Annotated in this window: 26 protein-coding genes and 1 pseudogene; 23 read left to right on the top strand and 4 right to left on the bottom strand. The window is 37.5% G+C overall.

Going from position 1 to position 24213, the window contains the following annotated elements; genetic code table 11:
* Nucleotides 1–2 precede the first annotated feature (2 nt).
* Both JF75_RS10600 and JF75_RS10160 read right to left on the bottom strand, forming a co-directional pair.
* Nucleotides 3–167 carry a hypothetical protein gene (locus JF75_RS10600; protein ID WP_156962767.1) on the bottom strand — a complete coding sequence of 55 codons (165 nt, stop codon included), beginning with the start codon at nucleotides 165–167 and terminating at the stop codon, nucleotides 3–5.
* A 48-nt stretch (nucleotides 168–215) separates the two neighbouring features.
* The gene (locus JF75_RS10160) at nucleotides 216–947 is read right to left on the bottom strand and encodes a type II toxin-antitoxin system death-on-curing family toxin (protein WP_052697095.1); all 732 of its coding nucleotides are present in this window, start codon (nucleotides 945–947) and stop codon (nucleotides 216–218) included.
* 707 nt (nucleotides 948–1654) lie between these two features.
* Between JF75_RS10160 and JF75_RS07355 the strand changes: the two genes are divergently transcribed.
* The 3 genes from JF75_RS07355 (at nucleotide 1655) to rpoC (ending at nucleotide 11678) form a co-directional block, all read left to right on the top strand.
* Nucleotides 1655–4153: an ATP-dependent Clp protease ATP-binding subunit gene (locus JF75_RS07355; protein ID WP_046332464.1), complete on the top strand. Its 2499-nt coding sequence runs from the start codon at nucleotides 1655–1657 to the stop codon at nucleotides 4151–4153.
* 210 nt (nucleotides 4154–4363) lie between these two features.
* Nucleotides 4364–8002, top strand: coding sequence for a DNA-directed RNA polymerase subunit beta (rpoB, locus tag JF75_RS07350; RefSeq protein ID WP_046332463.1), 3639 nt, complete (start codon nucleotides 4364–4366; stop codon nucleotides 8000–8002).
* Nucleotides 8003–8018: 16 nt separating this feature from the next.
* On the top strand, nucleotides 8019–11678 hold the full coding sequence (gene rpoC / locus JF75_RS07345) for a DNA-directed RNA polymerase subunit beta' (protein WP_046332462.1): 3660 nt from the start codon (nucleotides 8019–8021) through the stop codon (nucleotides 11676–11678).
* A 68-nt stretch (nucleotides 11679–11746) separates the two neighbouring features.
* Here rpoC and JF75_RS10680 read toward each other — a convergent pair.
* Nucleotides 11747–11923, bottom strand: a pseudogene (locus tag JF75_RS10680) (DUF3021 domain-containing protein); the annotation flags it as partial.
* A 391-nt stretch (nucleotides 11924–12314) separates the two neighbouring features.
* Here JF75_RS10680 and JF75_RS07335 point away from each other — a divergent pair.
* The gene (locus JF75_RS07335) at nucleotides 12315–12836 is read left to right on the top strand and encodes an ECF transporter S component (protein WP_209423244.1); all 522 of its coding nucleotides are present in this window, start codon (nucleotides 12315–12317) and stop codon (nucleotides 12834–12836) included.
* A gap of 69 nt (nucleotides 12837–12905) precedes the next feature.
* On the opposite strand, the gene JF75_RS07330 is transcribed toward JF75_RS07335, so the two are convergent.
* Nucleotides 12906–13595: a prepilin peptidase gene (locus tag JF75_RS07330; protein ID WP_046332460.1), complete on the bottom strand. Its 690-nt coding sequence runs from the start codon at nucleotides 13593–13595 to the stop codon at nucleotides 12906–12908.
* A 187-nt stretch (nucleotides 13596–13782) separates the two neighbouring features.
* Here JF75_RS07330 and rpsL point away from each other — a divergent pair, with 187 nt between their 5' ends.
* The 19 genes from rpsL to rpsH all read left to right on the top strand — a co-directional run bounded on the left by rpsL (nucleotide 13783) and on the right by rpsH (nucleotide 24211).
* Nucleotides 13783–14190 (top strand): 30S ribosomal protein S12, encoded by a 408-nt coding sequence (gene rpsL / locus JF75_RS07325; protein ID WP_034980479.1) that lies wholly within the window; start codon nucleotides 13783–13785, stop codon nucleotides 14188–14190.
* 14 nt (nucleotides 14191–14204) lie between these two features.
* Nucleotides 14205–14675, top strand: a complete 471-nt coding sequence (gene rpsG / locus JF75_RS07320; protein ID WP_046332459.1) for a 30S ribosomal protein S7 — start codon at nucleotides 14205–14207, stop codon at nucleotides 14673–14675.
* Nucleotides 14676–14699: 24 nt separating this feature from the next.
* The gene (gene fusA, locus JF75_RS07315) at nucleotides 14700–16793 is read left to right on the top strand and encodes an elongation factor G (protein ID WP_046332458.1); all 2094 of its coding nucleotides are present in this window, start codon (nucleotides 14700–14702) and stop codon (nucleotides 16791–16793) included.
* A gap of 521 nt (nucleotides 16794–17314) precedes the next feature.
* Nucleotides 17315–17623: a 30S ribosomal protein S10 gene (gene rpsJ / locus JF75_RS07310; RefSeq protein WP_045928455.1), complete on the top strand. Its 309-nt coding sequence runs from the start codon at nucleotides 17315–17317 to the stop codon at nucleotides 17621–17623.
* A 24-nt stretch (nucleotides 17624–17647) separates the two neighbouring features.
* A complete protein-coding gene (rplC, locus tag JF75_RS07305) occupies nucleotides 17648–18277 on the top strand; it encodes a 50S ribosomal protein L3 (protein ID WP_046332457.1) in 630 nt (209 codons plus the stop codon).
* 14 nt (nucleotides 18278–18291) lie between these two features.
* A complete protein-coding gene (gene rplD, locus JF75_RS07300) occupies nucleotides 18292–18924 on the top strand; it encodes a 50S ribosomal protein L4 (RefSeq protein ID WP_046332456.1) in 633 nt (210 codons plus the stop codon).
* A complete protein-coding gene (rplW, locus tag JF75_RS07295; protein WP_034980462.1) occupies nucleotides 18921–19232 on the top strand; it encodes a 50S ribosomal protein L23 in 312 nt (103 codons plus the stop codon). Before rplD ends, rplW begins: the two co-directional genes overlap by 4 nt.
* A gap of 15 nt (nucleotides 19233–19247) precedes the next feature.
* Nucleotides 19248–20084 (top strand): 50S ribosomal protein L2, encoded by an 837-nt coding sequence (gene rplB / locus JF75_RS07290; RefSeq protein WP_046332455.1) that lies wholly within the window; start codon nucleotides 19248–19250, stop codon nucleotides 20082–20084.
* A gap of 18 nt (nucleotides 20085–20102) precedes the next feature.
* Nucleotides 20103–20384: a 30S ribosomal protein S19 gene (rpsS, locus tag JF75_RS07285; protein ID WP_034980456.1), complete on the top strand. Its 282-nt coding sequence runs from the start codon at nucleotides 20103–20105 to the stop codon at nucleotides 20382–20384.
* Between the two features lie 19 nt (nucleotides 20385–20403).
* Entirely contained in the window at nucleotides 20404–20757 is a 354-nt protein-coding gene (gene rplV, locus JF75_RS07280) for a 50S ribosomal protein L22 (RefSeq protein ID WP_034980453.1), read from the top strand.
* A gap of 13 nt (nucleotides 20758–20770) precedes the next feature.
* Nucleotides 20771–21442 carry a 30S ribosomal protein S3 gene (gene rpsC / locus JF75_RS07275; protein ID WP_046332454.1) on the top strand — a complete coding sequence of 224 codons (672 nt, stop codon included), beginning with the start codon at nucleotides 20771–20773 and terminating at the stop codon, nucleotides 21440–21442.
* The gene (gene rplP / locus JF75_RS07270; protein ID WP_046332453.1) at nucleotides 21442–21882 is read left to right on the top strand and encodes a 50S ribosomal protein L16; all 441 of its coding nucleotides are present in this window, start codon (nucleotides 21442–21444) and stop codon (nucleotides 21880–21882) included. Before rpsC ends, rplP begins: the two co-directional genes overlap by 1 nt.
* Nucleotides 21872–22069, top strand: coding sequence for a 50S ribosomal protein L29 (gene rpmC, locus JF75_RS07265; protein ID WP_046325352.1), 198 nt, complete (start codon nucleotides 21872–21874; stop codon nucleotides 22067–22069). Before rplP ends, rpmC begins: the two co-directional genes overlap by 11 nt.
* Before the next feature lie 18 nt (nucleotides 22070–22087).
* Nucleotides 22088–22354, top strand: a complete 267-nt coding sequence (gene rpsQ, locus JF75_RS07260) for a 30S ribosomal protein S17 (protein WP_052726888.1) — start codon at nucleotides 22088–22090, stop codon at nucleotides 22352–22354.
* Between the two features lie 32 nt (nucleotides 22355–22386).
* A complete protein-coding gene (gene rplN / locus JF75_RS07255) occupies nucleotides 22387–22755 on the top strand; it encodes a 50S ribosomal protein L14 (protein ID WP_034980437.1) in 369 nt (122 codons plus the stop codon).
* 16 nt (nucleotides 22756–22771) lie between these two features.
* Entirely contained in the window at nucleotides 22772–23035 is a 264-nt protein-coding gene (gene rplX / locus JF75_RS07250; RefSeq protein ID WP_045928451.1) for a 50S ribosomal protein L24, read from the top strand.
* Between the two features lie 14 nt (nucleotides 23036–23049).
* The gene (gene rplE, locus JF75_RS07245) at nucleotides 23050–23592 is read left to right on the top strand and encodes a 50S ribosomal protein L5 (protein ID WP_034980431.1); all 543 of its coding nucleotides are present in this window, start codon (nucleotides 23050–23052) and stop codon (nucleotides 23590–23592) included.
* A gap of 12 nt (nucleotides 23593–23604) precedes the next feature.
* Entirely contained in the window at nucleotides 23605–23790 is a 186-nt protein-coding gene (locus JF75_RS07240) for a type Z 30S ribosomal protein S14 (RefSeq protein ID WP_034980430.1), read from the top strand.
* A 22-nt stretch (nucleotides 23791–23812) separates the two neighbouring features.
* A complete protein-coding gene (gene rpsH, locus JF75_RS07235) occupies nucleotides 23813–24211 on the top strand; it encodes a 30S ribosomal protein S8 (RefSeq protein ID WP_038523731.1) in 399 nt (132 codons plus the stop codon).
* Nucleotides 24212–24213: the final 2 nt, after the last annotated feature.

The following is a 24213-nucleotide window of genomic DNA, read 5'->3' as shown; positions in this document are numbered from 1 at the left end:
ATTTAAGTTTTACTCAACCTTTTTAAAACTCGTATTAAAGGTTTATTATTCTGAATCTGATTATTTCTATATTCATGTATAAGTTGTTCTTCTTGTTTACTTCTAGGCCTAGATGATTTTCTGATTTGTTCTTCAGAAGGAGAAATTAATCTAAATTTATTTTCCATGATGTTATCCTCCTACCTTCCTAATTCTACAAACTACCACAATTAAATTCAACTGTCTATTATTTTAAACTGTGGAACGTAAGTTATAAGGTAATTAAGCATATCAAAATCTACTATAACATGGTCCTTAATAAATAATTTGACGTTTTCTTCCGAATACTCATCATTAGCAATTTTAAGTGAAACGTTATAGAGCTGTTTTTCTAAGTCCGTTTTTGGCCCTAAATTAAAGATCAAAAAATTATTTTGCAAAAAGTCTACAGTTGCTAATAAAGCTGTTCTTTTGTTCCCATTGCTAAATGCCTGGTATCTGGCGATTGTATACCATAGACTAGCAGCTTTAGTGATTATTGTTGGTAGACGATTTTCTCCGAAAACAATTGAATTCTCAACTCTGTATAATAAGTTTTCAATTATGCCAGGCTCTTTTAAATAATAGTCACCGCTATATGATTCTTCATTAAAAATTTCTTGAGATTTAAAGTTTAGTTCACAAGTTCGTTTTACTGTTAAATAACTTATCGGCTGAGCTATAGCCAGTAACTTCTTTAAACCATTTAAAGTTGGAATTTCCATAATTGATGTACCATCTTCATTTGGCACTATCTTATTCCTATTGCTTTCGGTAGGTATTGGTTTCCACTTTTCTTTGGTAAGTAGTCCTTCACCAATTATTTCAGCAAATTCATTTAATTGCATTGTATTATCTTTTGCGTTGGGATCAAAAGGAAAAATTACAAGTCCATCATATTCTTGGTTTTTATAGTGAAATCTTTGCATACTGTTTCTCATATAAAAATTATATTATGTTCAAATTTTATCATTATCTTTAGGAAGCGTATTGGCATTATAACTTCTTCTGTTTAGTTCTCGAGTATAAATTCTTGTCACTAACCATTTAGAATACTCAAAGCAATAATATAAAAAAACAGTTATAAAAGCTAGTTTAAGGAAATAAATATATTGAATTTTATTAGGTGAAAACAATACATTTATTTTTAGATTAGGGCAACATTTGTTAGCATAACCAGCTGTAATCAATTATTTTATAGTTTTTTAACTTAATGGTTAGTATTCTTCAATGTACGAAATATCTTATACGTCTGGAAAGGCTAAAATCGACTTCATATGTCGAAATTATTGCTATAATCGTTGATATAAAGGTATTTTAAGAACTGAGTACAATATCTGTTTTCCCAATAATATGCAGTTACATTCTCATGTTGGTAATTTATTTTTGCTAGTATGAGAATTTTTAGTTTTTTGGAAGTTATAACAGCCCACTAAGATTCTTGCACAAGTATTCTGTTGAAAAATTATTTCTAATTTAAATAATAAAGAAGGATTGGGTCGCACGAACTGCTTGTATTTGATATAATGATTGCAAAGTTTTTTGACACTAAGATTTCTGCTGCAAACAGAATATTTTACAAATTGTCAAAAAGGTTTATAGTGTATACACGTCATTTTTTAAAGGTGGTGCAATGATGAAAAAATCTTATACAACCAGTGCAAATCAAGTATTAGAAATTGCACGTGAACAAGCACAGAATTTTCATCATCGTTTAATTGGTACTGAACACGTACTACTTGCGATGGTAATTGAATCTGATGGTGAAGCCGGCAAGAATTTGCGGGCCTGGGGTGCAACACCGAAAGCGATTCGTGAAGAAATTGAACGTTATACAGGCTATGGTTCAGCTGGTAAAACCAGTTACATGCAAATGTCACCGCGCCTCAGCATGGTCTTGGCATATGCTGGCACTTTAGCAGAACGTGAGGGTTCCTCTAAGATTAGAACCTGCCATATTCTGTTAGGCATGGTGCTCAATGAACAAATATTGGCATCTGTAATCTTACGTAATTTAAATATTGATCTTGATGGTTTGCGTAATGACATTTTACACAGTTTAGGTGAAGACGAACAAGACATGGATAACAGTGATCAATCTGATGATAGTAGCTGGTCCAGTTTTAATGGCACTGAAGAAAGCACTAATAAAAATTCAAGTACGCCAACTCTTGATCAGGTTTCAGTTAATTTAAACGAACGAGCTGAAAATGGTGAAATAGATCCTGTTATTGGTCGAGATCGAGAAGTAGCTCGAGTTATTGAAATTTTATCTCGGCGTAATAAAAATAATCCGGTTTTAATTGGGGAACCGGGTGTTGGTAAGACGGCAGTGGCAGAAGCGATAGCAACTGCAATTGTTGCGAAAAAAGTCCCACACGATTTATTAAAAAAGCAAGTGGTGTCACTTGACTTAGGTGGTCTTGTTGCCGGCACTAAATACCGTGGTGAATTTGAAGACCGCATGAAAAAAATCATTAAAGAAATCACTGCAAATGGCAACATCATTCTTTTTGTGGATGAAATGCACACTCTCATTGGAGCCGGTGGCGCTGAAGGCTCAATTGATGCAGCTAATATTTTAAAGCCATCTTTAGCGCGTGGCGATATTCAAATGATTGGTGCCACAACTTTTGATGAATATCAAAAATATGTTGAAAAGGATCAAGCATTAGCACGTCGTTTTCAAATTGTACGATTGAATGAACCTTCTCGCACTGAAACGCTGGCAATTTTAAACGGACTGAAATCAAAATATGAAAAATTTCATCACGTAAAAATATCACAGTCTGCATTAGAAAATGCTGTTGATCTTTCAAGTCGCTATATTTCTAATCGTTACTTACCGGATAAAGCAATCGATTTGATTGATGAGGCAAGTGCTGCTGTTAAAATTAAATCCGGTAAAGGCTCTAATAACCAGTTGCTGCAAATTAATGACCAAATTGAAAAAGTTATTAGTGAAAAAAATCATGCTGCTGTTAATCAGAACTTTGTCAAGGCTGCGCAACTCCAAGAAAGACAAAATAGCTTACAAAGAAGACAGGACGAATTAACAGCCAAATTTGATTTGGCAACTAACAAGGATGCTACAGTGCAAGCAGAAGATGTTGCAAAGGTAGTTTCAAATTGGACTGGTGTTCCTGTTACCCAAATGAATCGTGATGAAACTAAGCATTTGGCTAACCTTGAAAAAGACCTGCATAAACGGATTATTGGTCAGGAAAAAGCAGTTTCTGCTGTTAGCCGGGCAGTGCGCCGTAGTCGCAGCGGTATTAAAGATGAAAATAGACCGATTGGTTCCTTCTTGTTTTTGGGACCGACAGGTGTTGGTAAAACCGAATTGGCAAAAGCAATTGCCGCAGCCATATTTGGTTCTGAAAACAATTTGATTAGAATTGATATGTCTGAATATATGGATCAAATTGCTAATAGTAAGTTAATTGGTTCTGCTCCAGGATACGTTGGCTATGATGAAGGCGGTCAATTGACTGAACAAGTTCGTCGGCATCCATACTCGGTCGTACTATTTGATGAAGTAGAAAAGGCCCATCCAGATGTATTTAATTTATTGTTACAAGTTCTGGAAGATGGCTTTTTGACTGATTCCAAGGGCCGGAAGATAGACTTTAAAAATACAATTATTATTATGACCTCTAATCTGGGTTCCCGTTCGCTGTTTGAAACTAAGGCTGTAGGATTTAATGCTGATAATACGAGTCAGATAAAACTGCGACAGGATCGTGTTCGTGAAGCATTAAAACAGTTCTTTAGACCTGAATTCTTAAATAGAATTGACGAAACAGTCATTTTTGATGAGCTTAATCAAAAACAATTACGTCAAATTGTTACTCTTTTAACTCGTAAACTAATAGATCGTTTGCATAAGCAAGGCGTACAGCTCAAAATTTCTCGTGCGGCTCTAGATAAAATTGCAAAAGATGGTTATAATCCCGAAATGGGCGCAAGGCCCCTGCGTCGTGCAATTCAAAAAGATATTGAAGATGAAATTGCTACAATGTTGATCAAGGGCGATCTTAATAGTGGTGATATTCTAAAAATTGGTTGCAGTCACAATCATTTAAAATTTGAAGTTAATAAAGAAGATAAAAATAACTTAGTAGGAGCAAAGTAAATTAATTGACACACTTGTAATAGTTTGTTATAGTAGTGCGTGATTAAAAGGCTGATTTTCAGGATTTTGCTGATCTATTGTCCAGCAAAATAATAAAGGACAAAAACGACAATTGTTGTTTTTGTCTTTTTTATGCATAAAATTCCGGCTTTTTGAATTTGTAATCAAAATGTAATATTAGCTTTCTCTGACAGAAAGGGTGTTTTCTCCTTGTTAAATGGACACGTAGTGAATTTTGGCAAACATCGGACAAGACGTAGCTTTTCCCGCATTAAAGAAGTGCTGGAACTGCCTAACTTGACAGATGTGCAGACCGAATCATACCAATGGTTTTTGGATGAGGGTATTAAAGACGTTTTTGACGATATCATGCCAATTAGTGACTTTTCAGGTAAGCTTTCCCTGGAATATTTGGGCTATAAACTGCAAAAGCCAAAATATACCGTTGACGAAGCACGTGATCATGATGCAACTTATGCTGCTCCCATGCACGTTACTTTAAAATTAACTAATCAAAAAACCGGTGAGATTAAAACTCAAGATGTTTTCTTTGGTGATTTGCCATTAATGACTGAATCTGGCTCATTTATTATTAATGGTGCTGAAAGAGTTATCGTTTCGCAGCTGGTTAGGTCGCCAAGTGTTTATTATTCTGGCGATTATGATAAAAATGGTCGCCAAATATTTGGTACTACAGTAATTCCTAACCGTGGTGCCTGGCTTGAATATGAAACTGATGCTAAAAATGTTTCCTATGTTCGAGTTGACCGTACTCGTAAGTTGCCTTTGACTGTTTTAGTCAGAGCTCTTGGAATTGGTTCAGATGATGAAATTTTAGATCTTTTTGGCCAAAGCGATACATTACAATTTACTTTGGATAAGGACGTCCATAAGAATCCAGCTGATTCTCGTGTAGCTGAAGCATTAAAGGACATTTATGAACGTCTACGTCCTGGTGAGCCAAAGACAACTGATTCTTCAAGATCACTGCTTTATGCACGTTTCTTTGACCCACGTCGTTACGATTTAGCACCTGTTGGTCGCTACAAAGTTAACAAAAAGTTATCTTTAAAGAGTCGCTTATATGGTCAAACTTTGGCAGAGACATTAGCAGATCCTGATACAGGTGAAATTATTGCTAAAAAAGGTACTATTGTAACACACGAAGTGATGGATACACTTGAAAAGTATCTTGATCGTGATGATTTTAAGATGGTTACTTACCAACCATCTCAAGAAGGCGTATTACCTGATCCAATTAACGTCCAGGAAATTAAAGTTTACTCCAAAGTAAATCCAGAACGTGTTGTCAAATTGATCTCTAATGGTCATATTGATAAAAAAGTTAAGTATTTGACACCAGCTGACGTTCTAGCATCAATTAATTATTTCTTCCTATTACAAGATGAAATTGGTACAACCGATGATATTGATCACCTTGGTAATCGTCGTATTCGTCGCGTGGGCGAATTATTGCAGAATCAATTTAGAATTGGTTTGGCTCGTATGGAACGTGTTGTAAGAGAAAGAATGTCAATTCAGGATCCTTCAACCGTTACACCACAACAATTGATTAACATTAGACCAATTGTAGCCAGCATCAAAGAGTTCTTTGGTTCATCACAATTGTCACAATTTATGGACCAGCATAACCCGCTTGGCGAATTAACGCATAAGCGTCGTATGTCAGCTTTAGGGCCTGGTGGTTTAACTCGTGACCGTGCAGGATATGAAGTGCGGGATGTTCACTATACTCAATATGGTCGTTTATGCCCAATTGAAACTCCTGAAGGTCCAAACATTGGTTTGATTAACTCTCTTGCTACATATGCAGTGATTAACAAATACGGTTTTATTGAGACACCGTACCGTCGTGTTTCATGGAAGACACACAAAGTTACTAACAAGATTGATTATCTTACAGCTGATGTTGAAGATAACTATATTATTGCTGGTGCTAATACTCCACTTAATCCGGACGGTTCATTTAAAGATGATCTTGTTTTAGCACGTCACAAAGAAGATAACGTCGAAGTTAGTCCAGATAAAATTGACTACATGGACGTTATTCCTAAGCAGGTTGTTTCGGTTGCCTCTGCATGTATACCTTTCTTGGAAAATGATGACTCTAACCGTGCATTAATGGGAGCTAACCAGCAAAGACAAGCTGCACCTTTGATTAATCCTCATAGCTGCCTTGTCGGTACAGGTATGGAGTATCGTGCGGCTCATGATTCAGGAGCTGCTGTTTTGGCTAAAGCTGCTGGTACTGTTGAATATGTTGATGCTAACACAATTAGAGTTAGACGCGATGACAGCACATTAGATAAATATACATTGGAAAAGTATCGTCGTTCAAATAATTCAAAATCTTACAATCAAACTCCTAACGTTAATTTAGGTGATAAGGTTGAAAAAGGTGAAGTTATTGCCAATGGTCCGACAATGGATCATGGTGAACTTGCTCTTGGTCAAAATCCTGTTATCGCCTTTATGACTTGGAATATGTATAACTACGAAGATGCCATCATGCTTTCTGAGCGGCTTGTTAAAGATGATGTTTATACTTCAATTAGTATTGAAGATTATGAATCTGAAGCTAGAGACACTAAACTAGGTCCTGAAGAAATCACTCGTGAATTGCCAAATGTTGGTGAAGATGCACTTAAAGATCTTGATAGTCAAGGTATTGTTCGTGTAGGTGCCGAAGTACATGATGGAGATATTCTGGTTGGTAAAGTTACACCTAAAGGTGTTACTGAATTATCAGCAGAAGAGAGACTTCTTCATGCTATCTTTGGTGAAAAAGCACGCGAAGTTCGTGATACATCATTGCGTGTTCCTCACGGTGGTGGCGGTATTGTCCGCGATGTCAAAGTTTATACCAGAGAAAATGGTGATGAACTTTCTCCTGGTGTTAATACTTTAGTAAGAGTTTATATTGCACAAAAGAGAAAAATCCAAGTTGGAGATAAGATGTCTGGTCGTCATGGTAATAAAGGTACTGTTGCCGCAGTTGTGCCAGAAGAAGACATGCCTTATTTGCCAGATGGAACTCCAGTAGATATTTGTTTAAACCCGATGGGTGTTCCTTCACGTATGAATATTGGACAACTTTTGGAATTACACCTTGGCCGTGCAGCAGATAACCTAGGTATTCATGTCGCTACACCAGTATTTGACGGAGCCAATGAAGATGATGTTTGGGATACTGTTCATAAGGCTGGTATTGATAAAGATGGTAAAACCGTTCTTTACGATGGCCGCACCGGTGAACCATTCCATAACCGCGTTTCCGTTGGTATCATGCACTATTTGAAATTGACTCACATGGTTGATGATAAGATTCACGCACGTTCAATTGGGCCTTACTCATTAGTAACGCAACAACCTCTTGGTGGTAAAGCACAGTTTGGTGGGCAGCGTTTTGGTGAAATGGAAGTTTGGGCCCTTGAAGCATACGGTGCTGCATATACTCTGCAGGAAATTTTGACCTACAAATCAGATGATGTTGTTGGTCGTGTTAAAGCATATGAAGCAATAGTTAAGGGTGAAAGAATTCCTAAGCCAGGTGTTCCGGAATCATTCCGTGTTCTTGTTAAAGAACTGCAATCATTAGGTTTGGATATACGTGTTCTTGATATGAATCATAAAGAAATTGAATTGCGTGATATGGATGATGATTCAAATGAGCATTTGAACATTGATACCCTATCCAAGATGGCGGAAGAGCAACAACGTAAGAAGTTAGCCGAAGAAACCGCTGATTCTGAAGATAATAAAACGGAGACAGAAGAACCGAAGGTCCCTGTAGATAAATCTGACGATGATAATAAGATTTCTCAATAAGTAGGAGGTTAAACTTTTGATCGACGTAAATAAATTTGAAAGCATGCAAATTGGTCTTGCCTCTCCTAATAAAATTCGTAGCTGGTCATACGGTGAAGTTAAAAAGCCGGAAACTATCAATTATCGAACTTTAAAGCCGGAAAAAGACGGTTTATTTGATGAACGAATTTTTGGACCGACTAAAGATTGGTCATGTGCATGTGGTAAATATAAGGGTGTGAGATACCGCGGGATCGTTTGTGATCGCTGTGGTGTTGAAGTTACCTCCTCTAAAGTTAGAAGAGAGCGGATGGGTCATATTGAATTGGCTGCACCTGTTACTCATATTTGGTACTTTAAAGGTATTCCATCAAGAATGGGACTTATTTTGGATATTTCTCCCAGACTTCTTGAAGAAGTAATCTATTTTGCGGCTTATATTGTAATTGATCCAGGTGATACTGAGCTTGAATTTAAACAGCTTTTGACTGAAGCTGAATATCGTGAGCAAAAAGCAAAATATGGCAATCGTTTTACTGCCAAAATGGGTGCAGAAGCAATTCGTGACTTGCTTCGGAAGGTTGATTTAAATAAAGAAGTTACCGATTTAAAGAAAGAATTGGAAACTGCAACTGGTCAAAAACGGACTCGGGCAATCAGAAGACTTGATATTCTTGATGCCTTTAAAGATTCCGGTAACAAGCCAGAATGGATGGTTATTGATGCAGTACCTGTTATACCACCAGATTTAAGGCCGATGGTGCAACTCGAAGGTGGTCGTTTTGCAACTTCTGATTTAAACGACTTATATCGGCGTGTTATCAACCGTAATAATAGGTTAAAGAGATTACTTGACTTAAATGCTCCTAATATCATTGTGCAAAATGAAAAACGAATGTTGCAAGAAGCCGTTGATGCATTGATTGATAATGGTCGTCGTGGTCGTTCTGTGGTCGGACCAGGTAATCGTCCGCTGAAATCTTTATCACACATGCTTAAGGGTAAACAGGGACGTTTCCGTCAAAACTTATTAGGTAAACGTGTTGACTATTCCGGTCGTTCAGTTATCGATGTTTCACCAAAATTGAAATTCTATCAATGTGGTGTTCCTCGTCCAATGGCTCTGGAATTGTTCAAACCATTTGTAATGCATGAACTCGTTAAGCGTAAGATTGCTACTAATATTAAGAGCGCTAAGCGGAAAATTGACCGCGAAGACGATGATGTCTGGGATGTACTTGAGGATGTCATTAAGGAAAGAACGGTGTTACTAAACCGGGCACCTACTTTGCACCGTTTAAGTATTCAAGCTTTTGAACCTGTTCTAGTGCCGGGCAAATCTATTCGACTGCACCCTCTTGCCTGTGAAGCATATAATGCTGACTTTGATGGTGACCAGATGGCTATCCATGTGCCATTATCTGACGAAGCTGTTGCTGAATCACGGATGTTAATGCTAGCTGCTCACCATATTTTGGCTCCTAAGGATGGTAAACCTATTGTTACTCCATCACAGGATATCGTTTTGGGTAATTATTGGCTAACTCAAGCTGAAAAAGGCCGTGAAGGTGAAGGAATGATTTTCAATTCACCTGATGAAGCTACCGTTGCTTATAATAATGGTGACATTCATTATCACACTATTATTGGAATGTCTGCAGATTCAATGCCAAAAAAGGCATGGCCTAAAGGTTATGAGCATGGCATCTTTGTCACTACTTATGGTCGAATCATCTTTAATCTGATTTTCCCAGATGACTACTTCTACGTTAATGAGCCAACTGAAGAAAATTTAAATAACCCACTTGCTGCCAAGTATTTCTTGGAACCAGGCGAAGATATCCATGAAAAAATTGATAGTGTCGCAAATGATTTGATTTCTACACCATTTAAGAAGTCATTCTTGTCCGATTCAATTGCTACAATTTACAAATATTATAAGGTTCAAAGAACGTCTGAATATCTTGATGACTTAAAGACTTTAGGTTATACCAGTTCAACTACTTCTGGTATTACAATCGGCATGACCGATGTTCCTGAAATTCAAGATAAAGATGAAAAAGTTGCTAAAGCCCATAAACAAGTAGATGTTGTGTCTAAACAGTTTAGACGTGGTTTAATCACTGAAGATGAGAGACACGACCGGGTGATTAGCATTTGGAATGATTGTAAAGATCAAGTTCAAGATGAAATTGCCCAGATTTATGACCCACGTAACCCTATTACTATCATGGCAGACTCCGGAGCTCGTGGTAACATTTCCAACTTTACTCAACTTGCTGGTATGCGTGGCTTAATGGCAACACCAAATGGTGGTTTGTTTGAAATTCCAGTTACTTCTAACTTTAAAGAAGGTTTATCAGTTCTAGAATTATTCATGTCCACTCATGGTGCTCGTAAGGGAATGACCGATACCGCCTTGAAGACTGCTCAGTCTGGCTACTTGACTCGTCGTCTAGTAGATGTTGCACAGGATGTTATTATTCGTGATGACGACTGTGGTACTGACCGCGGTATTAATGTTCATGCAATCATGGAAGGTGACGAATTAATTGAACCGCTCTATGATCGTTTACTTGGTCGTTTTACTGCTGAAACAGTGAAGGATCCGAAGACTGGGGCGACAATTGTTGGTCGCAATGTCATGATGGATGAAGATTTAGCACATCAGATTTGTGATGCTGGTGTAACTAATGTTAAAATTCGTTCGATTTTAACCTGTGATACGCCACATGGTGTTTGTCGCAAATGTTACGGAATGAACCTTGCTACTGGCGAAGAAGTTGAAGTAGGTGAGGCAGTTGGTACGGTTGCTGCTCAATCTATTGGTGAACCTGGTACTCAGCTTACTTTACGTACTTTCCATAACGGTGGTGTTGCCGGAGCTGAAGATATTACTCAAGGTCTTCCTCGTGTGCAGGAATTGTTTGAAGCTCGTAATCCTAAAGGACGTGCTGTAATTTCTGAAGTAGATGGAGTAATTGACTCAATTCAGGAAAATCCTGCTGAACATACTCGTGAGATTACCGTCAAAGGCAGAATCGATACTAGAAGTTACAGCGTGCCTTATACTGCTTCAGTTGCTGTTGCCGAGGGTGATGAGGTTCATCGTGGTGACAAATTGACTCTTGGTTCTATCGATCCCAAAGAATTGATTCAGGTTACTGATACCTTAACTACTGAAGAGTACATTTTGGTTGAAGTTCAAAAAGCATATAGAATGCAAGGTGTTGATATTTCTGATAAACACGTTGAAGTATTGACAAGACAAATGTTGCAAAAAGTTCGTGTGCTTGATCCAGGTGAAACTGATCTTTTACCGGGTGAGGTAATGGATATTAATCAGTTTAAGGATCGTAACAAGTCTGTGATTATTTCAGGTGGTATTCCTGCAACTGCACAAAGTGTAATTCTGGGTATTACTAAGGCTGCCCTTGAAACTAACAGTTTCTTATCAGCTGCTTCATTCCAGGAAACAACTCGTGTTCTAACAGATGCTTCTATTCGTGGCAAGAATGATCCATTACTTGGATTAAAGGAAAACGTTATTATCGGTAAGATCATTCCAGCTGGTACTGGTCTTCCAATTTATCGTGATATGGAACCTGAGTCAGACGTAAAGAAACCTAAATCTGTATACTCAATTGCCGATATTGAGAAAAAGATGAAGGAAGCAGACCAAGCTAAGAAATTATAATCTTATTCATTTAAAAAACTGCTCCGTTAGAAATTACTAACGGAACAGTTTTTGTTTACCCGCAATTTTTACTTTAAAATCTTACCAAATAGAATATATGATATTGTCCATAAAATAATGCCAACAATCAGAAAGAAACCAAATATTTTTACTAAGTCTAGTATTGATTTAGTTGGGAACCAGCCACTGAATACTAAACAAGGATATATGGTAACCAGCATGATTAGAAAATGAACGACAGATTGTTTTGTTAATGATCAACTTTTGACATCATAAATAACAGAGGTTGCTGCAACTGCAGTTATTATTAGTCCCGTGATAAATGTCGATTTAATGCTATAATCATCGATATGTTGTAATTTCATAATCCATGAAAATATACTCATAATGATAAAAGGTATGGCGCCACGTATTGCTGCAGATAAAATATAGTGCATCGTTTTTCCTCAATTAATTTTAAATGTTTTTTATACATAAGATTTTATCATAGGTTAAAACGCAAAAGAAAATAGGTGATAAAACTGGATTATATTTAATGAGAAAAAGTGCCGTATATATTTTATAATTTGGAATTTTATGAATAATTAGTGATATTATGATTAAAAAATGATATAATCAGAAAAAATCATGAGAGGGATGTTGAAATTGAGGGAAAATGATTTTTCTTTAAAGAGACTTGTATTATTAGCATTATTAACTGCGATTAACGTTGTTGTTAGTCGAATTTTCATTATTCCAATGCCCCTGACTCATGGAAATATTAATTTGTGTGATGCAATTATTTATTTAGTGGCACTTTTGTTTGGTCCTGTAGCTGGAGGTGTAGTTGGTGGTCTTTCAGGATTTTTACTTGATCTTCTTGGTGGATATGGCCAGTTTATGCTCTTTTCTCTTGTTGTCCATGGTTTAGAAGGCTTCTTTGTCGGGTTTATCTTTAAATACTGGAATTTAAGAAATCAAATGGTCAAGGGGGCAATTGCCGGAGTAGTAGGAGTATTTTTTATGGTAGCCGGATATTTTATCACTAATACAGTTCTTTATACATGGGCTGCAGGCTTTGCCAGCCTTTTTACAAATACAATTCAAGGAGCAGTTGGGGTTGTATTAGCCCTAGTACTGCTGCCAAGTTTTCAGAACTTGATGGCAAGATACAGTTAACACATACTTGAAAAATAATTTTAATAGTTTATAAGAGTTGCTGTCTCATTCTAACTGGGCTGCAGCTTTTTATTTGCATAAAAGTTGAATGATTAATCCAATGTAAATAAAAGGAATAAATGCTATGGGCTGCTTCTCACTCATTTTGTTGCTGAAAAAAATGATAAGCAGAGTTATTGAAGCAATTAAAAAAGTTAAATTTGCCAATTTAGAACTAAAGTAAAAGGATAAGATTAAATAAACTATTAAATCTCCACTACCACATTTTTTTCTAATTATTTCAAAAAGCAAAAGCAAAAAGATGGGAAAAAACTGAATAAAACCAATAATACTAATACTATTTAAATTATTCATTATATGCAGAACCGAAATAACAAGTGCAGGCAGTACCAAGATAATATCGAATTCCTGAACTTGATAATCGCTGATTGCAGTCAATAGTAAACTAAATAAAACAATCGCTGTATATACCCCATGGATGTTACTGAAATTTATTTTACTAAAAGCGAAACCTCCTAAAAATTCTGTAAAAAAATATTCACAGGGTATATGAACTTTACAATAACGACAACGACCTTTAAGTACCAAATAGGAAATTAAAGGTATTTCGTCAAGTAAACACAGCTGCTGATTACAATTAGTGCATTTTGAGCGACTGAAGATAAAGTCTTCTTTGCCGGCTCTTTCGACAATCACACATGCATGAGAAGCTAGGCATGTGCCGATTAAAAAATTGCTAATTTCAAAAATCCATTCCATAATTATTTACCTCGCATAATCAGATACGCAAAAAATTTACCATGCTTTTTAATTAATAAAAATAATTTGCTTTTTTGTGGCAAGCGAGTACAATAGTCATTGTGTATTTTGAAGATTTATCTAGGACTAAAAAAAGAAACTCCTGGATGTGTGAACAAAATAATAAATTTTTTAGGAGGAAAATTTAATGCCAACCATTAACCAATTGGTAAGAAAAGGCCGTCATACTAAGACGACTAAATCAAAGTCACCAGCTTTAAGCTATGGCTACAACAGTATGAAGAAAGAGCTAGTAGCTAACCCAGCACCTCAAATGCGTGGAGTTGCAACTCGTGTCGGTACCATGACTCCAAAGAAGCCAAACTCAGCTTTACGTAAGTATGCTCGTGTGCGTCTTTCAAACTTAATTGAAGTAACTGCTTATATTCCGGGTGAAGGTCATAATTTACAGGAACACTCTGTTGTTTTAATTCGTGGTGGTCGTGTAAAGGACCTTCCTGGTGTTCGTTACCATATTATTCGTGGTGCCCTTGATACTGCTGGTGTTGAAGGCAGAAAGCAAGGCCGTTCCAAATACGGTGCCAAGAAAGATTAAGGAGGAGTTAAATAATGCCTAGAAAAGGACATGTAGCTAAAAGAGATATTTTAGCGGATCCAGTATATAATTCAAAGCTCGTAACTAAGTTGATCAACCATTTAATGATTGATGGTAAAAGAGCTAAGGCTTCTTCAATCCTTTATGATGCTTTTGATATCGTTAAAGAAAAGACTGGCAAAGAGCCACTTGATGTTTTTGAAGAAGCTATGAATAACATTATGCCAGTTCTGGAAGTTAGAGCACGCCGTATCGGTGGTTCAAACTACCAGATTCCAGTTGAAGTTCGTCCAGAAAGAAGAACAACTTTAGGTTTAAGATGGTTAGTTTCATACGCTCGTTTACGTAATGAACATACTATGGATGAACGCTTGGCTAACGAAATTATTGATGCTTCCAACAATACTGGCTCAGCTGTTAAAAGGCGTGAAGATGTTCACCGTATGGCTGAAGCCAACCGTGCATTTGCACACTATCGTTTCTAATTTTTTAGAGAAAGGAAAAAATCTATGGCTAATAAGCGTGAATTTCCATTAGAAAAAACACGTAACATTGGTATTATGGCCCACATTGATGCGGGTAAGACTACCACAACAGAGCGTATTCTTTATTACACTGGTAAAATCCATAAAATTGGTGAAACCCACGAGGGTGATTCCCAAATGGACTGGATGGATGAAGAAAAAGAACGTGGTATTACTATTACTTCTGCAGCTACTACTGCGCAATGGAAAGATTACAGAATTAACATCATTGATACTCCAGGACACGTTGACTTTACTATTGAGGTTGAACGTTCACTACGAGTACTTGATGGTGCTGTAACTGTTCTTGATGCTCAAGCTGGTGTAGAACCTCAAACTGAAAATGTTTGGCGCCAAGCTGAAACTTACGGTGTTCCTCGAATTGTTTTTGTTAACAAGATGGACAAGATTGGGGCAGACTTTGACAAGTCTGTTAAGTCTTTACACGAACGTTTAAATGCCAATGCTTTAGCTGTGCAAATGCCAATTGGTTCTGCCGAAAGCTTCGAAGGTGTTATTGATTTACTTAACATGGTAGCTGATGTTTATGATGAAGATAAACTTGGCTCTAAATGGGATACTATTCCTGTTCCTGATGAATACAAAGAAGAAGCGGAAAAGCGTCGGGGTGAACTGATTGAACAGGTAGCAGATGTTGATGATGACATCATGGAGAAATACCTTAACGGTGATGAGATTTCTGTTGATGAATTAAAAGCTGCTATTCGTAAAGCTACATTGGATTTGAAGATCTTCCCTGTATTTGCAGGTTCAGCTTTCAAAAACAAGGGTGTACAAATGATGCTTGATGGCGTTGTGGACTACTTGCCATCTCCATTAGATGTTAAACCTTATGTTGCTCATGATCCAAAGACTGGTGAAGAAGTTGAATTAGTTGCTGGAGATGAAAAGCCATTCTCCGCATTAGCATTTAAGATTGCTACTGACCCATTTGTTGGTCGTTTAACTTATATTCGTGTTTACACCGGTTCACTTGAATCAGGGTCCTACGTTTTAAATGCTTCTAAAAATAGCCGTGAACGTGTTGGTCGTTTGTTGCAAATGCATGCCAACTCCAGAAGTGAAATTCCTGAAGTATTTTCCGGTGATATTGCTGGTGCCATCGGTTTAAAGAACACTACAACTGGTGATTCATTAACTGACCCTGATCATCCATTGATTTTGGAAAGTTTGGAAGTTCCAGATCCAGTTATTCAAGTTTCTATTGAGCCTGAATCCAAAGCTGATCGTGATAAACTTGACATCGCTTTGCAAAAGTTGACTGAAGAAGACCCGACTTTTAGGGCTGAAACAAATGCCGAAACTGGTCAGACTTTAATTTCCGGAATGGGTGAGTTGCATCTGCAAATCATGGTTGAGCGTATGAAACGTGAATTCCATGTTGAAGCTAAGATTGGTGAGCCACAAGTTGCTTATCGTGAAACCTTCACTAAACCTGCTAAGGCACAAGGTAAATTTGTCCGTCAGTCTGGTGGTAAGGGTCAATACGGTGATGTCTGGATTGAATTTACACCAAATGAAAGAGGAAAAGGTTACGAGTTTGAAGATGCCATTGTCGGTGGTGTTGTTCCTCGTGAATTTATTCCAGCTGTTGACGCAGGTTTGCAAGAATCAATGAAGAACGGTATTCTTGCTGGTTATCCATTAATTGACGTCAAGGCTAAGCTTTATGATGGTAGTTACCACGAAGTTGACTCTTCTGAAGCTGCTTTTAAGGTTGCTGCATCATTGGCATTGAGAAATGCTGCTCCTAAAGCAGGTGCAGTTATCCTTGAACCTATTATGAAGGTTCAAGTAATTACACCTGAAGACTATCTTGGCGATGTAATGGGTTCAATTACAGCTCGTCGTGGTACGATGGACAATATGCAAGATCGTGCTGGTGCTAAAGTTCTAAATTCAATGGTTCCACTTGCCGAAATGTTTGGCTATGCAACTACTTTGCGTTCTTCAACACAGGGTCGTGGTACATTTACAATGGTCTTTGATCACTATTCACCAACTCCTAAGTCCATCCAAGAAGAAATTATTAAAAAGCGTGGCGGCAACGCAGAATAATTTTTAATAGTTAAACAAAAATAAATACAATAATTGAGCTGTTGGCTTTGCCAATAGTTCTTTTTTATTCTGTTTAAAACTTTTTAATTAAGCTTATTAGGAACCAAAAGTTTAAAAATCTAAAAGTATTTTTAAATGGAATTTTGGGACCACATTAATCTTTCTTACACTTATTAAATTTATTATTATAAATTCAGGCAAATTTGTTGAAATTATTCTAGTTGGAGCTTATTTTGTTTACTGCTAGTAATTACATTTTTTAATTTTTATAAAAATTGTTAAAGTTCTAGTATTTTAGCGTTAATATCAAGAAAAGTATCCTTTAAGCCTTGATATTCAGGCATAAAACAGGTATACTATTTTTTGTGTGTCTAGGGCGTATTCTGCCTTAAAGCACATTTTGTTGTAAAGCGTTGATACAAAAGGTTGCGGCACACCAGGCTGCATTGCCACAGAGGTGGTGCTGGGAATTTTTGTGGAAGCTAGTCATCTTTTAAAGAAGACGTTGAGGAGGTAATTTAATGGCAAGTCAATCAATTCGTATCAGACTTAAGTCATACGAACATGGTATTCTCGATGAATCAGCTGCTAAAATTGTAGCTACTGCAAAGAGAACTGGAGCTGAAATCTCAGGTCCAGTTCCATTGCCAACAGAAAGGGTATTGTTTACTGTTTTGCGTTCACCACACAAGAACAAGGACTCACGTGAACAATTTGAAATTCGTACGCATAAGCGTTTAATCGATATTTTAAATCCAACACCTAAAACTGTTGACTCTTTAATGAAGCTTGATTTACCAAGTGGTGTTGACATCGAAATTAAACTTTAATTTTAAAAAGAAAGAGGTGTAATCATGACCAAAGGAATCTTAGGAAGAAAAGTTGGTATGACCCAAATCTTCACTAAAGATGGTATCCTTGTGCCCGTAACTGTTGTTGAAGCAACTCCTAACGTAGTTATGCAAGTTAAGACAGTTGAATCAGACGGCTACGAAGCAGTTCAATTAGGATATCAGGATAAGCGTGAAGTTTTGAGCAACAAACCAGAAAAAGGTCATGCTGCAAAAGCAAAGACTTCGCCTAAGCGCTTCATACGTGAAATCCGCGGAGTTGAGCTTAAGGACTACGAAGTCGGCTCAGAAGTTACTGTGGACACATTTAAGGAAGGTGACGTAGTTGACGTCACTGGTACTACAAGAGGTCATGGATACCAAGGTAACATTAAACGTTGGGGCCAATCACGTGGACCAGAAACTCACGGTTCAAGATACCACAGAATTCCTGGTTCAATGGGTTCCATCATTAACCGTGTACCTAAAGGCAAGCGTTTGCCAGGCCACATGGGAATGAAGAAAGTTACCATTGAAAACTTAGTAATTGAAAAAGTTGTAGCAGATAAGAATGTATTGTTAATCAAGGGCAATGTTCCTGGTGCTAAGAATTCATTGCTTACTGTTAGATCTGCTGTTAAAAGTAATAAATAGGAAGGAGGACTAGAATGGCTAATTTAAAGGTTATTGATCAAAAGGGCAAAGATGCTGGTGAAGTTACTTTAAATGATGAAGTGTTTGGTATTAAGCCAAATGAGAGCGTAGTTTTTGACGCAATTATCAGACAAAGAGCTGGCAGACGTCAAGGCACCTCGAAGGTTAAAAATAGATCCGCTGTTCGTGGTGGTGGTAAGAAACCTTGGAAACAAAAAGGTACAGGACGTGCTCGTCAAGGTTCCATCCGTTCACCACAATGGCGTGGTGGTGGTGTAGTTTTCGGACCAACTCCACGTTCCTATGCGTACTCAATGCCAAGAAAGCAAAGGCGCTTGGCTATTAAGTCTGTTCTTTCTCAAAAGTTGATTGATAAAGATTTAATTGTTTTAGATCAATTGACAATGTCAGCTCCTAAAACAAAAGAATTCAAGTCAATCTTAGACGGCTTAAAAGTTGAAGGCAAAGTTTTAGTTGTTTCTGAAGATAAGAATGTTCAATACTCAGCTAAGAATTTGCCAAATGTTAAGGTAATCACTGCAAATGGTTTGAATGTTGAAGATGTTGTCAACTATGACAAATTAATCTTGACAAAAGAAGCCGTTGAAATGATTGAAAAGAATGTTGAGGGGGCTTCGACGAAATGAGTGCACACGATATCATTTTAAGACCTGTCATTACTGAAAAGTCAACGAACTTAATGGATGATAAGAAATACACTTTCAACGTGCTTTTAACTGCAACCAAGACTCAAGTTCGTGATGCTGTTGAAGAAATTTTTGATGTTAAGGTCAAAAAAGTTAATATCATGAATGTTCGTGGTAAGGATAAGCGTGTTGGTCGCTATTCAGGTAAAACTGCTCGTACACGTAAAGCAATCGTCACCTTAACTGAGGATTCAAACGACATCAAAATTTTCAAAGACGATAACGATAATAAAGAAGAAAACAAGTAATAGGAGGTCAGTCAATTGGCTATTAAAATTTATAAGCCAACCACAAATGGTCGCCGTAATATGACTACTTCTGACTTTGCTGAAATTACCAAGAGCAAGCCAGAGCGTACTTTACTTGAGTCACAATCACACACTGCAGGTCGTAACTCTTATGGTCATATTACTAGTAGACACCGTGGTGGTGGACATAAGCAAAAATATCGTATTATTGATTTTAAACGTAATAAAGATAACGCCAAAGCTGTAGTTAAGGCAATCGAATACGATCCAAATAGAACTGCTAATATTGCGCTTCTTCACTATACCGATGGTATTAAAGCTTATATCCTAGCACCAAAGGGTTTAATAGTTGGTGATGTGGTAGAATCTGGAGCTAACGCAGATATTAAGCCAGGAAACGCTTTACCATTAAAGAATATTCCAACTGGTACATCAATTCACAATATTGAATTAAGTCCTGGTAAAGGTGGTCAGCTTGTTAGAAGTGCTGGAGCCAGTGCTCAAGTTTTAGGTAATGATGGTAAGTACACCTTAGTTAAATTACAGAGTGGTGAAGTTCGCAAGATTTTATCAGTTTGTCGCGCAACTATCGGTGTTGTAGGTAATGAACAACATTCATTAATCCAATTAGGTAAAGCTGGCCGTAGTCGCTGGTTAGGCAGACGCCCACAATCACGTGGTTCAGTAATGAACCCTAATGATCACCCACATGGTGGTGGTGAAGGTAAAGCTCCTGTAGGTCGCCCACAACCAATGACTCCATGGGGCAAGAAAGCTCGCGGTATTAAGACTAGAAATAGTAAGAGAGCCAGCGAGAAGTTAATTGTACGTCACCGTAAAGGTAGCAAATAATAGAAGGAGGGTAATTTAATGAGCCGTAGTATTAAAAAAGGGCCTTTTGCTGATGCATCTTTATTAAAGAAAGTTGATGCACAGGCAGATACAGATAAAAAACAGGTTATTAAAACCTGGTCACGTCGTTCAACTATTTTTCCTTCTTTTGTTGGTTTGACTATAGCTGTTTACGATGGTAGAAAGCATGTTCCAGTATATATTACCGAGGATATGGTTGGTCATAAGTTAGGTGAATTTGTTCCGACAAGAACTTTCCGTGGACATAAGACATCTGACGACAAGGCTACTGCAAAATAAAGAAAGGAGAAACACTTAAATGGCAGAACAAGTTAGTTCAGCTAGGGCAGAAGCAAGAACAGTTCGTATTGCTCCAAGAAAAGCACGTTTAGTCGTTGATTTGATTCGTGGCAAAGACGTTGCTGAAGCATTGGCAATCTTGCAATTTACGCCTAGAGCTGCTTCCCCAATCGTTGAAAAAGTTTTACGCTCAGCAATTGCAAATGCAGAACACAATTATGATCTTGAAAGCGCCAATCTTTATGTATCTGAAGCATACGTAAATGAAGGAGCTACTTTAAAGAGATTTAGACCACGTGCCAAAGGTATGGCTTCTCCTATTAATAAGAGAACTAGTCATGTAGTTGTAGTAGTGTCAGAAAAGAACGATTAAGGGAGGTATATTAATGGGTCAGAAGATTAACCCAAATGGTTTTCGTCTCGGCGTAATTCGTGACTGGGAATCTAAATGGTATGCTGACAGAGGATACAAAGAAACTTTAAATGAAGATCTGCGTATCAGAAAATTCATTGATAAAAAGTTAAAGAATGCCTCTGTTTCTACTGTTGAAATTGAACGTGCAGCCAACAGAATCAACGTATCAATCAATACTTCTAAACCTGGTATGGTAATTGGTAAAGGTGGTTCTGAAGTTGAAGCTTTAAGAAGAGAATTAAATGCTTTGACTAAGAAGCAAGTACACGTTAATATTGTTGAAATTAAAAAACCAGATCTTGATGCCAAATTAGTGGCTGAAAGCATTGCTAGTCAACTTGAAGCTCGTATTGCTTTTAGACGTGCTACTCGTCAAGCCACTCAAAGAACAATGCGTGCTGGTGCTAAGGGAATCAGAGTACAAACATCTGGTCGTTTGAACGGCGCTGACATGGCAAGAAGAGAATGGCATACAGAAGGTCGTGTTCCATTACAAACTTTAAGAGCTGATATTGATTATGCTTGGGTAAATGCCTACACCACATATGGTGAAATTGGTGTTCAAGTATGGATTAACCGGGGTGAAATCTTACCTTCTAAAAGTAAGAAGCCCGAAAAAGCTGCGAAGGGAGGAAGCAAATAATGCCTCTAGTACCAAAAAGGGTGAAACACCGTCGTGAGTTTCGTGGTAAAATGCGTGGCGCTGCTAAGGGTGGTAAGACCATTGCTTTTGGTGAATATGGATTACAAGCCCTTGAGTCCCACTGGATTACTACACAACAAATCGAAGCTGCCCGTGTTGCGATGACTCGTTACATGAAACGTGGCGGTAAGGTTTGGATTAGAATTTTCCCTCAAAAATCATACACTGCAAAGGGTGTTGGTGTCCGGATGGGTTCCGGTAAAGGTGCACCTGCAGGCTGGGTAGCTGTAGTCAAGAGAGAAAAGATTATGTTTGAAATTGGTGGCGTTGATGAAGCTACTGCTCGTGAAGCTTTAAGACTTGCTGCAACTAAGCTACCAATTAAATGCAAATTTGTGACTAAAAGTTCGGAAGTAGGTGGCAATTCTAATGAAGGCTAAAGAAATCAGAGCATTAACCACTGATCAAATGTTAGACAAGGAAAAGCAATATAAAGAAGAACTCTTTAATTTGCGTTTTCAACAAGCAACGGGTCAATTAGAAAATACCGCTCGCCTAAGTAAAGTCCGTAAAAACATTGCTAGAATTAAAACAATTCTTAGCGAAAAAGCATTGGAAAAAGATTAGTGGAAGGGAGTTATTAACTTGAGCGAATCAATCGAAAGAAATCATCGTCACGTATATCAAGGCGAAGTAATTTCTGATAAGAATGACAAGACTATAACTGTTGTTGTTGATACTTATAAGAATCACCCTGTCTACAAGAAACGTATCAAATATTCAAAGAAATATTACGCACAAGATGATAAAAATGAAGCTAAAGTTGGCGATACTGTTCGTATCATGGAAACTCGTCCATTATCTCGTACAAAGCGCTTTCGTTTAGTTGAAATTGTTAAAAAATCTGTTTAATTTTGCGGATTTAGTGAGGGGAGGATTATATAGTGATTCAAAATGAATCCCGTTTGAAGGTTGCTGATAACTCAGGTGCCAGAGAACTTTTAGTTATTAGAGTCTTAGGTGGATCAAGACGTAAGACTGGTAACATTGGTGATATTGTGGTTGCAACTGTTAAACAAGCAACACCAGGTGGCGTTGTCAAAAAAGGTGACGTTGTCAAGGCCGTTATTGTTAGAACAAAATCAGGCGCACGCCGTGAAGATGGATCATACATCAAGTTTGATGAAAATGCTGGTGTAGTTATCAATGCAGATAAGAGTCCACGAGGTACTCGTATCTTTGGACCTGTTGCACGTGAGCTGCGTGAGCACGACTTTATGAAAATCGTCTCTCTTGCTCCTGAAGTCTTATAATAAGTGAGGTGCACTGATGTTTGTTAAAACTGGTGACAAAGTAAAAGTTATTACCGGAAAAGACAAAGGTAAAGAAGGTATTGTTTTATCTGTTAACGTTAAGAAAAATCGTGTGGTTGTCAAAGGCGTTAATAAGATCAAGAAACATCAAAAACCTTCTCAGACTAATGCTAATGGTGGTGTAGTTGAATCTGAAGGATCAATTCACGCATCAAACGTTAAAGTCATTGCTAAGTCAGAAGGCAAAACCAATGACAAAAAAGAAGAAACTAAGAAGTAGAAGGGAGGACACAAATGGCAAATTATTTAGCTCAAGAATATAAAGAAAAAATTGTTCCTGCATTGCAAGAAAAGTTTGATTACAGCTCAGTTATGCAAGTACCAAAGATTGAAAAAATAGTTTTGAACATGGGTGTTGGAGACGCTGTTTCTAATGCTAAAAACTTAGATGAAGCTGTAGAGGAATTGACTTTAATCTCAGGTCAAAAGCCATTGGTTACTAAAGCCAAAAAGTCAATTGCTAACTTCCGCTTGCGTGAAGGTATGTCTATTGGTGCTAAGGTAACTCTTAGAGGCGATAGAATGTACGATTTCTTATATAAGTTAATCAGTGTTTCACTTCCTCGTGTTCGCGACTTCCGCGGTGTATCAAGCCGTTCGTTTGATGGTCGTGGTAACTACACTTTAGGTATTAAGGAACAATTGATTTTCCCAGAAATTGACTTTGATAAAGTTAATAGAACTAGGGGTTTAGATGTTGTTATCGTTACTACTGCCAATACAGACGAAGAAGCTCGTGAGCTTCTAGGTCAGTTTGGTATGCCGTTTGCAAAATAATGGAGGACATTAATGGCTAAGACATCACAAAAAATTAGAAATCATCGTCCTGCTAAATTTTCTTCACGTGAATATACTCGTTGCGAGAGATGTGGTCGTCCACGCTCCGTTTATCGTAAGTTTGGCTTATGCCGTATTTGCTTGAAAGATTTAGCTCACAAAGGTCAAATCCCAGGCCTCAAAAAGGCTAGTTGGTAATACGGATTGGAGGATAGCATAAATGGTCATGACAGATCCGATCGCAGACTACTTGACTAGAATTAGAAATGCCAATATGGCAAAACATAATTCTGTTGAAATTCCTGCATCAAACATTAAAAAATCTATTTCAGAAATCTTGAAACGCGAAGGCTTCATCCGTGATTACGAAGTTACCGATGATAATAAACAGGGTATGATTAAGATTTTCTTGAAATATGGTCCTGACGGCGAACGTGTCATTTCAGGCTTAAAGAGAATTTCTAAGCCGGGTCTTAGAAATTATGTTAGTGCCGAAAACCTACCTAAAGTACTTAATGGTTTGGGTATAGCCATCGTATCTACTTCTGCAGGTGTGATTACTGACAAAGAAGCAAGACAAAAAGATGTTGGTGGCGAAGTTATCGCTTACGTTTGGTAATT

The sequence above is a fragment of the Lactobacillus kimbladii genome (assembly GCF_000970755.1).
GTDB lineage: Bacteria > Bacillota > Bacilli > Lactobacillales > Lactobacillaceae > Lactobacillus > Lactobacillus kimbladii.
The sequence above is the reverse complement of the archived record's forward strand: the minus strand, read 5'-3'. Positions and strand labels throughout refer to the sequence as shown.

Bases quoted from the DNA above. Each gene is read 5' to 3' on its own strand.
- JF75_RS10600 (WP_156962767.1), bottom strand. From the start codon at position 167: ATGGAAAATAAATTTAGATTAATTTCTCCTTCTGAAGAACAAATCAGA.
- JF75_RS10160 (WP_052697095.1), bottom strand. From the start codon at position 947: ATGCAAAGATTTCACTATAAAAACCAAGAATATGATGGACTTGTAATT.
- JF75_RS07355 (WP_046332464.1), top strand. From the start codon at position 1,655: ATGAAAAAATCTTATACAACCAGTGCAAATCAAGTATTAGAAATTGCA.
- JF75_RS07335 (WP_209423244.1), top strand. From the start codon at position 12,315: ATGTTGAAATTGAGGGAAAATGATTTTTCTTTAAAGAGACTTGTATTA.
- JF75_RS07330 (WP_046332460.1), bottom strand. From the start codon at position 13,595: ATGGAATGGATTTTTGAAATTAGCAATTTTTTAATCGGCACATGCCTA.
- rpsL (WP_034980479.1), top strand. From the start codon at position 13,783: ATGCCAACCATTAACCAATTGGTAAGAAAAGGCCGTCATACTAAGACG.
- rpsG (WP_046332459.1), top strand. From the start codon at position 14,205: ATGCCTAGAAAAGGACATGTAGCTAAAAGAGATATTTTAGCGGATCCA.
- fusA (WP_046332458.1), top strand. From the start codon at position 14,700: ATGGCTAATAAGCGTGAATTTCCATTAGAAAAAACACGTAACATTGGT.
- rpsJ (WP_045928455.1), top strand. From the start codon at position 17,315: ATGGCAAGTCAATCAATTCGTATCAGACTTAAGTCATACGAACATGGT.
- rplC (WP_046332457.1), top strand. From the start codon at position 17,648: ATGACCAAAGGAATCTTAGGAAGAAAAGTTGGTATGACCCAAATCTTC.
- rplD (WP_046332456.1), top strand. From the start codon at position 18,292: ATGGCTAATTTAAAGGTTATTGATCAAAAGGGCAAAGATGCTGGTGAA.
- rplW (WP_034980462.1), top strand. From the start codon at position 18,921: ATGAGTGCACACGATATCATTTTAAGACCTGTCATTACTGAAAAGTCA.
- rpsS (WP_034980456.1), top strand. From the start codon at position 20,103: ATGAGCCGTAGTATTAAAAAAGGGCCTTTTGCTGATGCATCTTTATTA.
- rplV (WP_034980453.1), top strand. From the start codon at position 20,404: ATGGCAGAACAAGTTAGTTCAGCTAGGGCAGAAGCAAGAACAGTTCGT.
- rpsC (WP_046332454.1), top strand. From the start codon at position 20,771: ATGGGTCAGAAGATTAACCCAAATGGTTTTCGTCTCGGCGTAATTCGT.
- rplP (WP_046332453.1), top strand. From the start codon at position 21,442: ATGCCTCTAGTACCAAAAAGGGTGAAACACCGTCGTGAGTTTCGTGGT.
- rpmC (WP_046325352.1), top strand. From the start codon at position 21,872: ATGAAGGCTAAAGAAATCAGAGCATTAACCACTGATCAAATGTTAGAC.
- rplX (WP_045928451.1), top strand. From the start codon at position 22,772: ATGTTTGTTAAAACTGGTGACAAAGTAAAAGTTATTACCGGAAAAGAC.
- rplE (WP_034980431.1), top strand. From the start codon at position 23,050: ATGGCAAATTATTTAGCTCAAGAATATAAAGAAAAAATTGTTCCTGCA.
- JF75_RS07240 (WP_034980430.1), top strand. From the start codon at position 23,605: ATGGCTAAGACATCACAAAAAATTAGAAATCATCGTCCTGCTAAATTT.
- rpsH (WP_038523731.1), top strand. From the start codon at position 23,813: ATGGTCATGACAGATCCGATCGCAGACTACTTGACTAGAATTAGAAAT.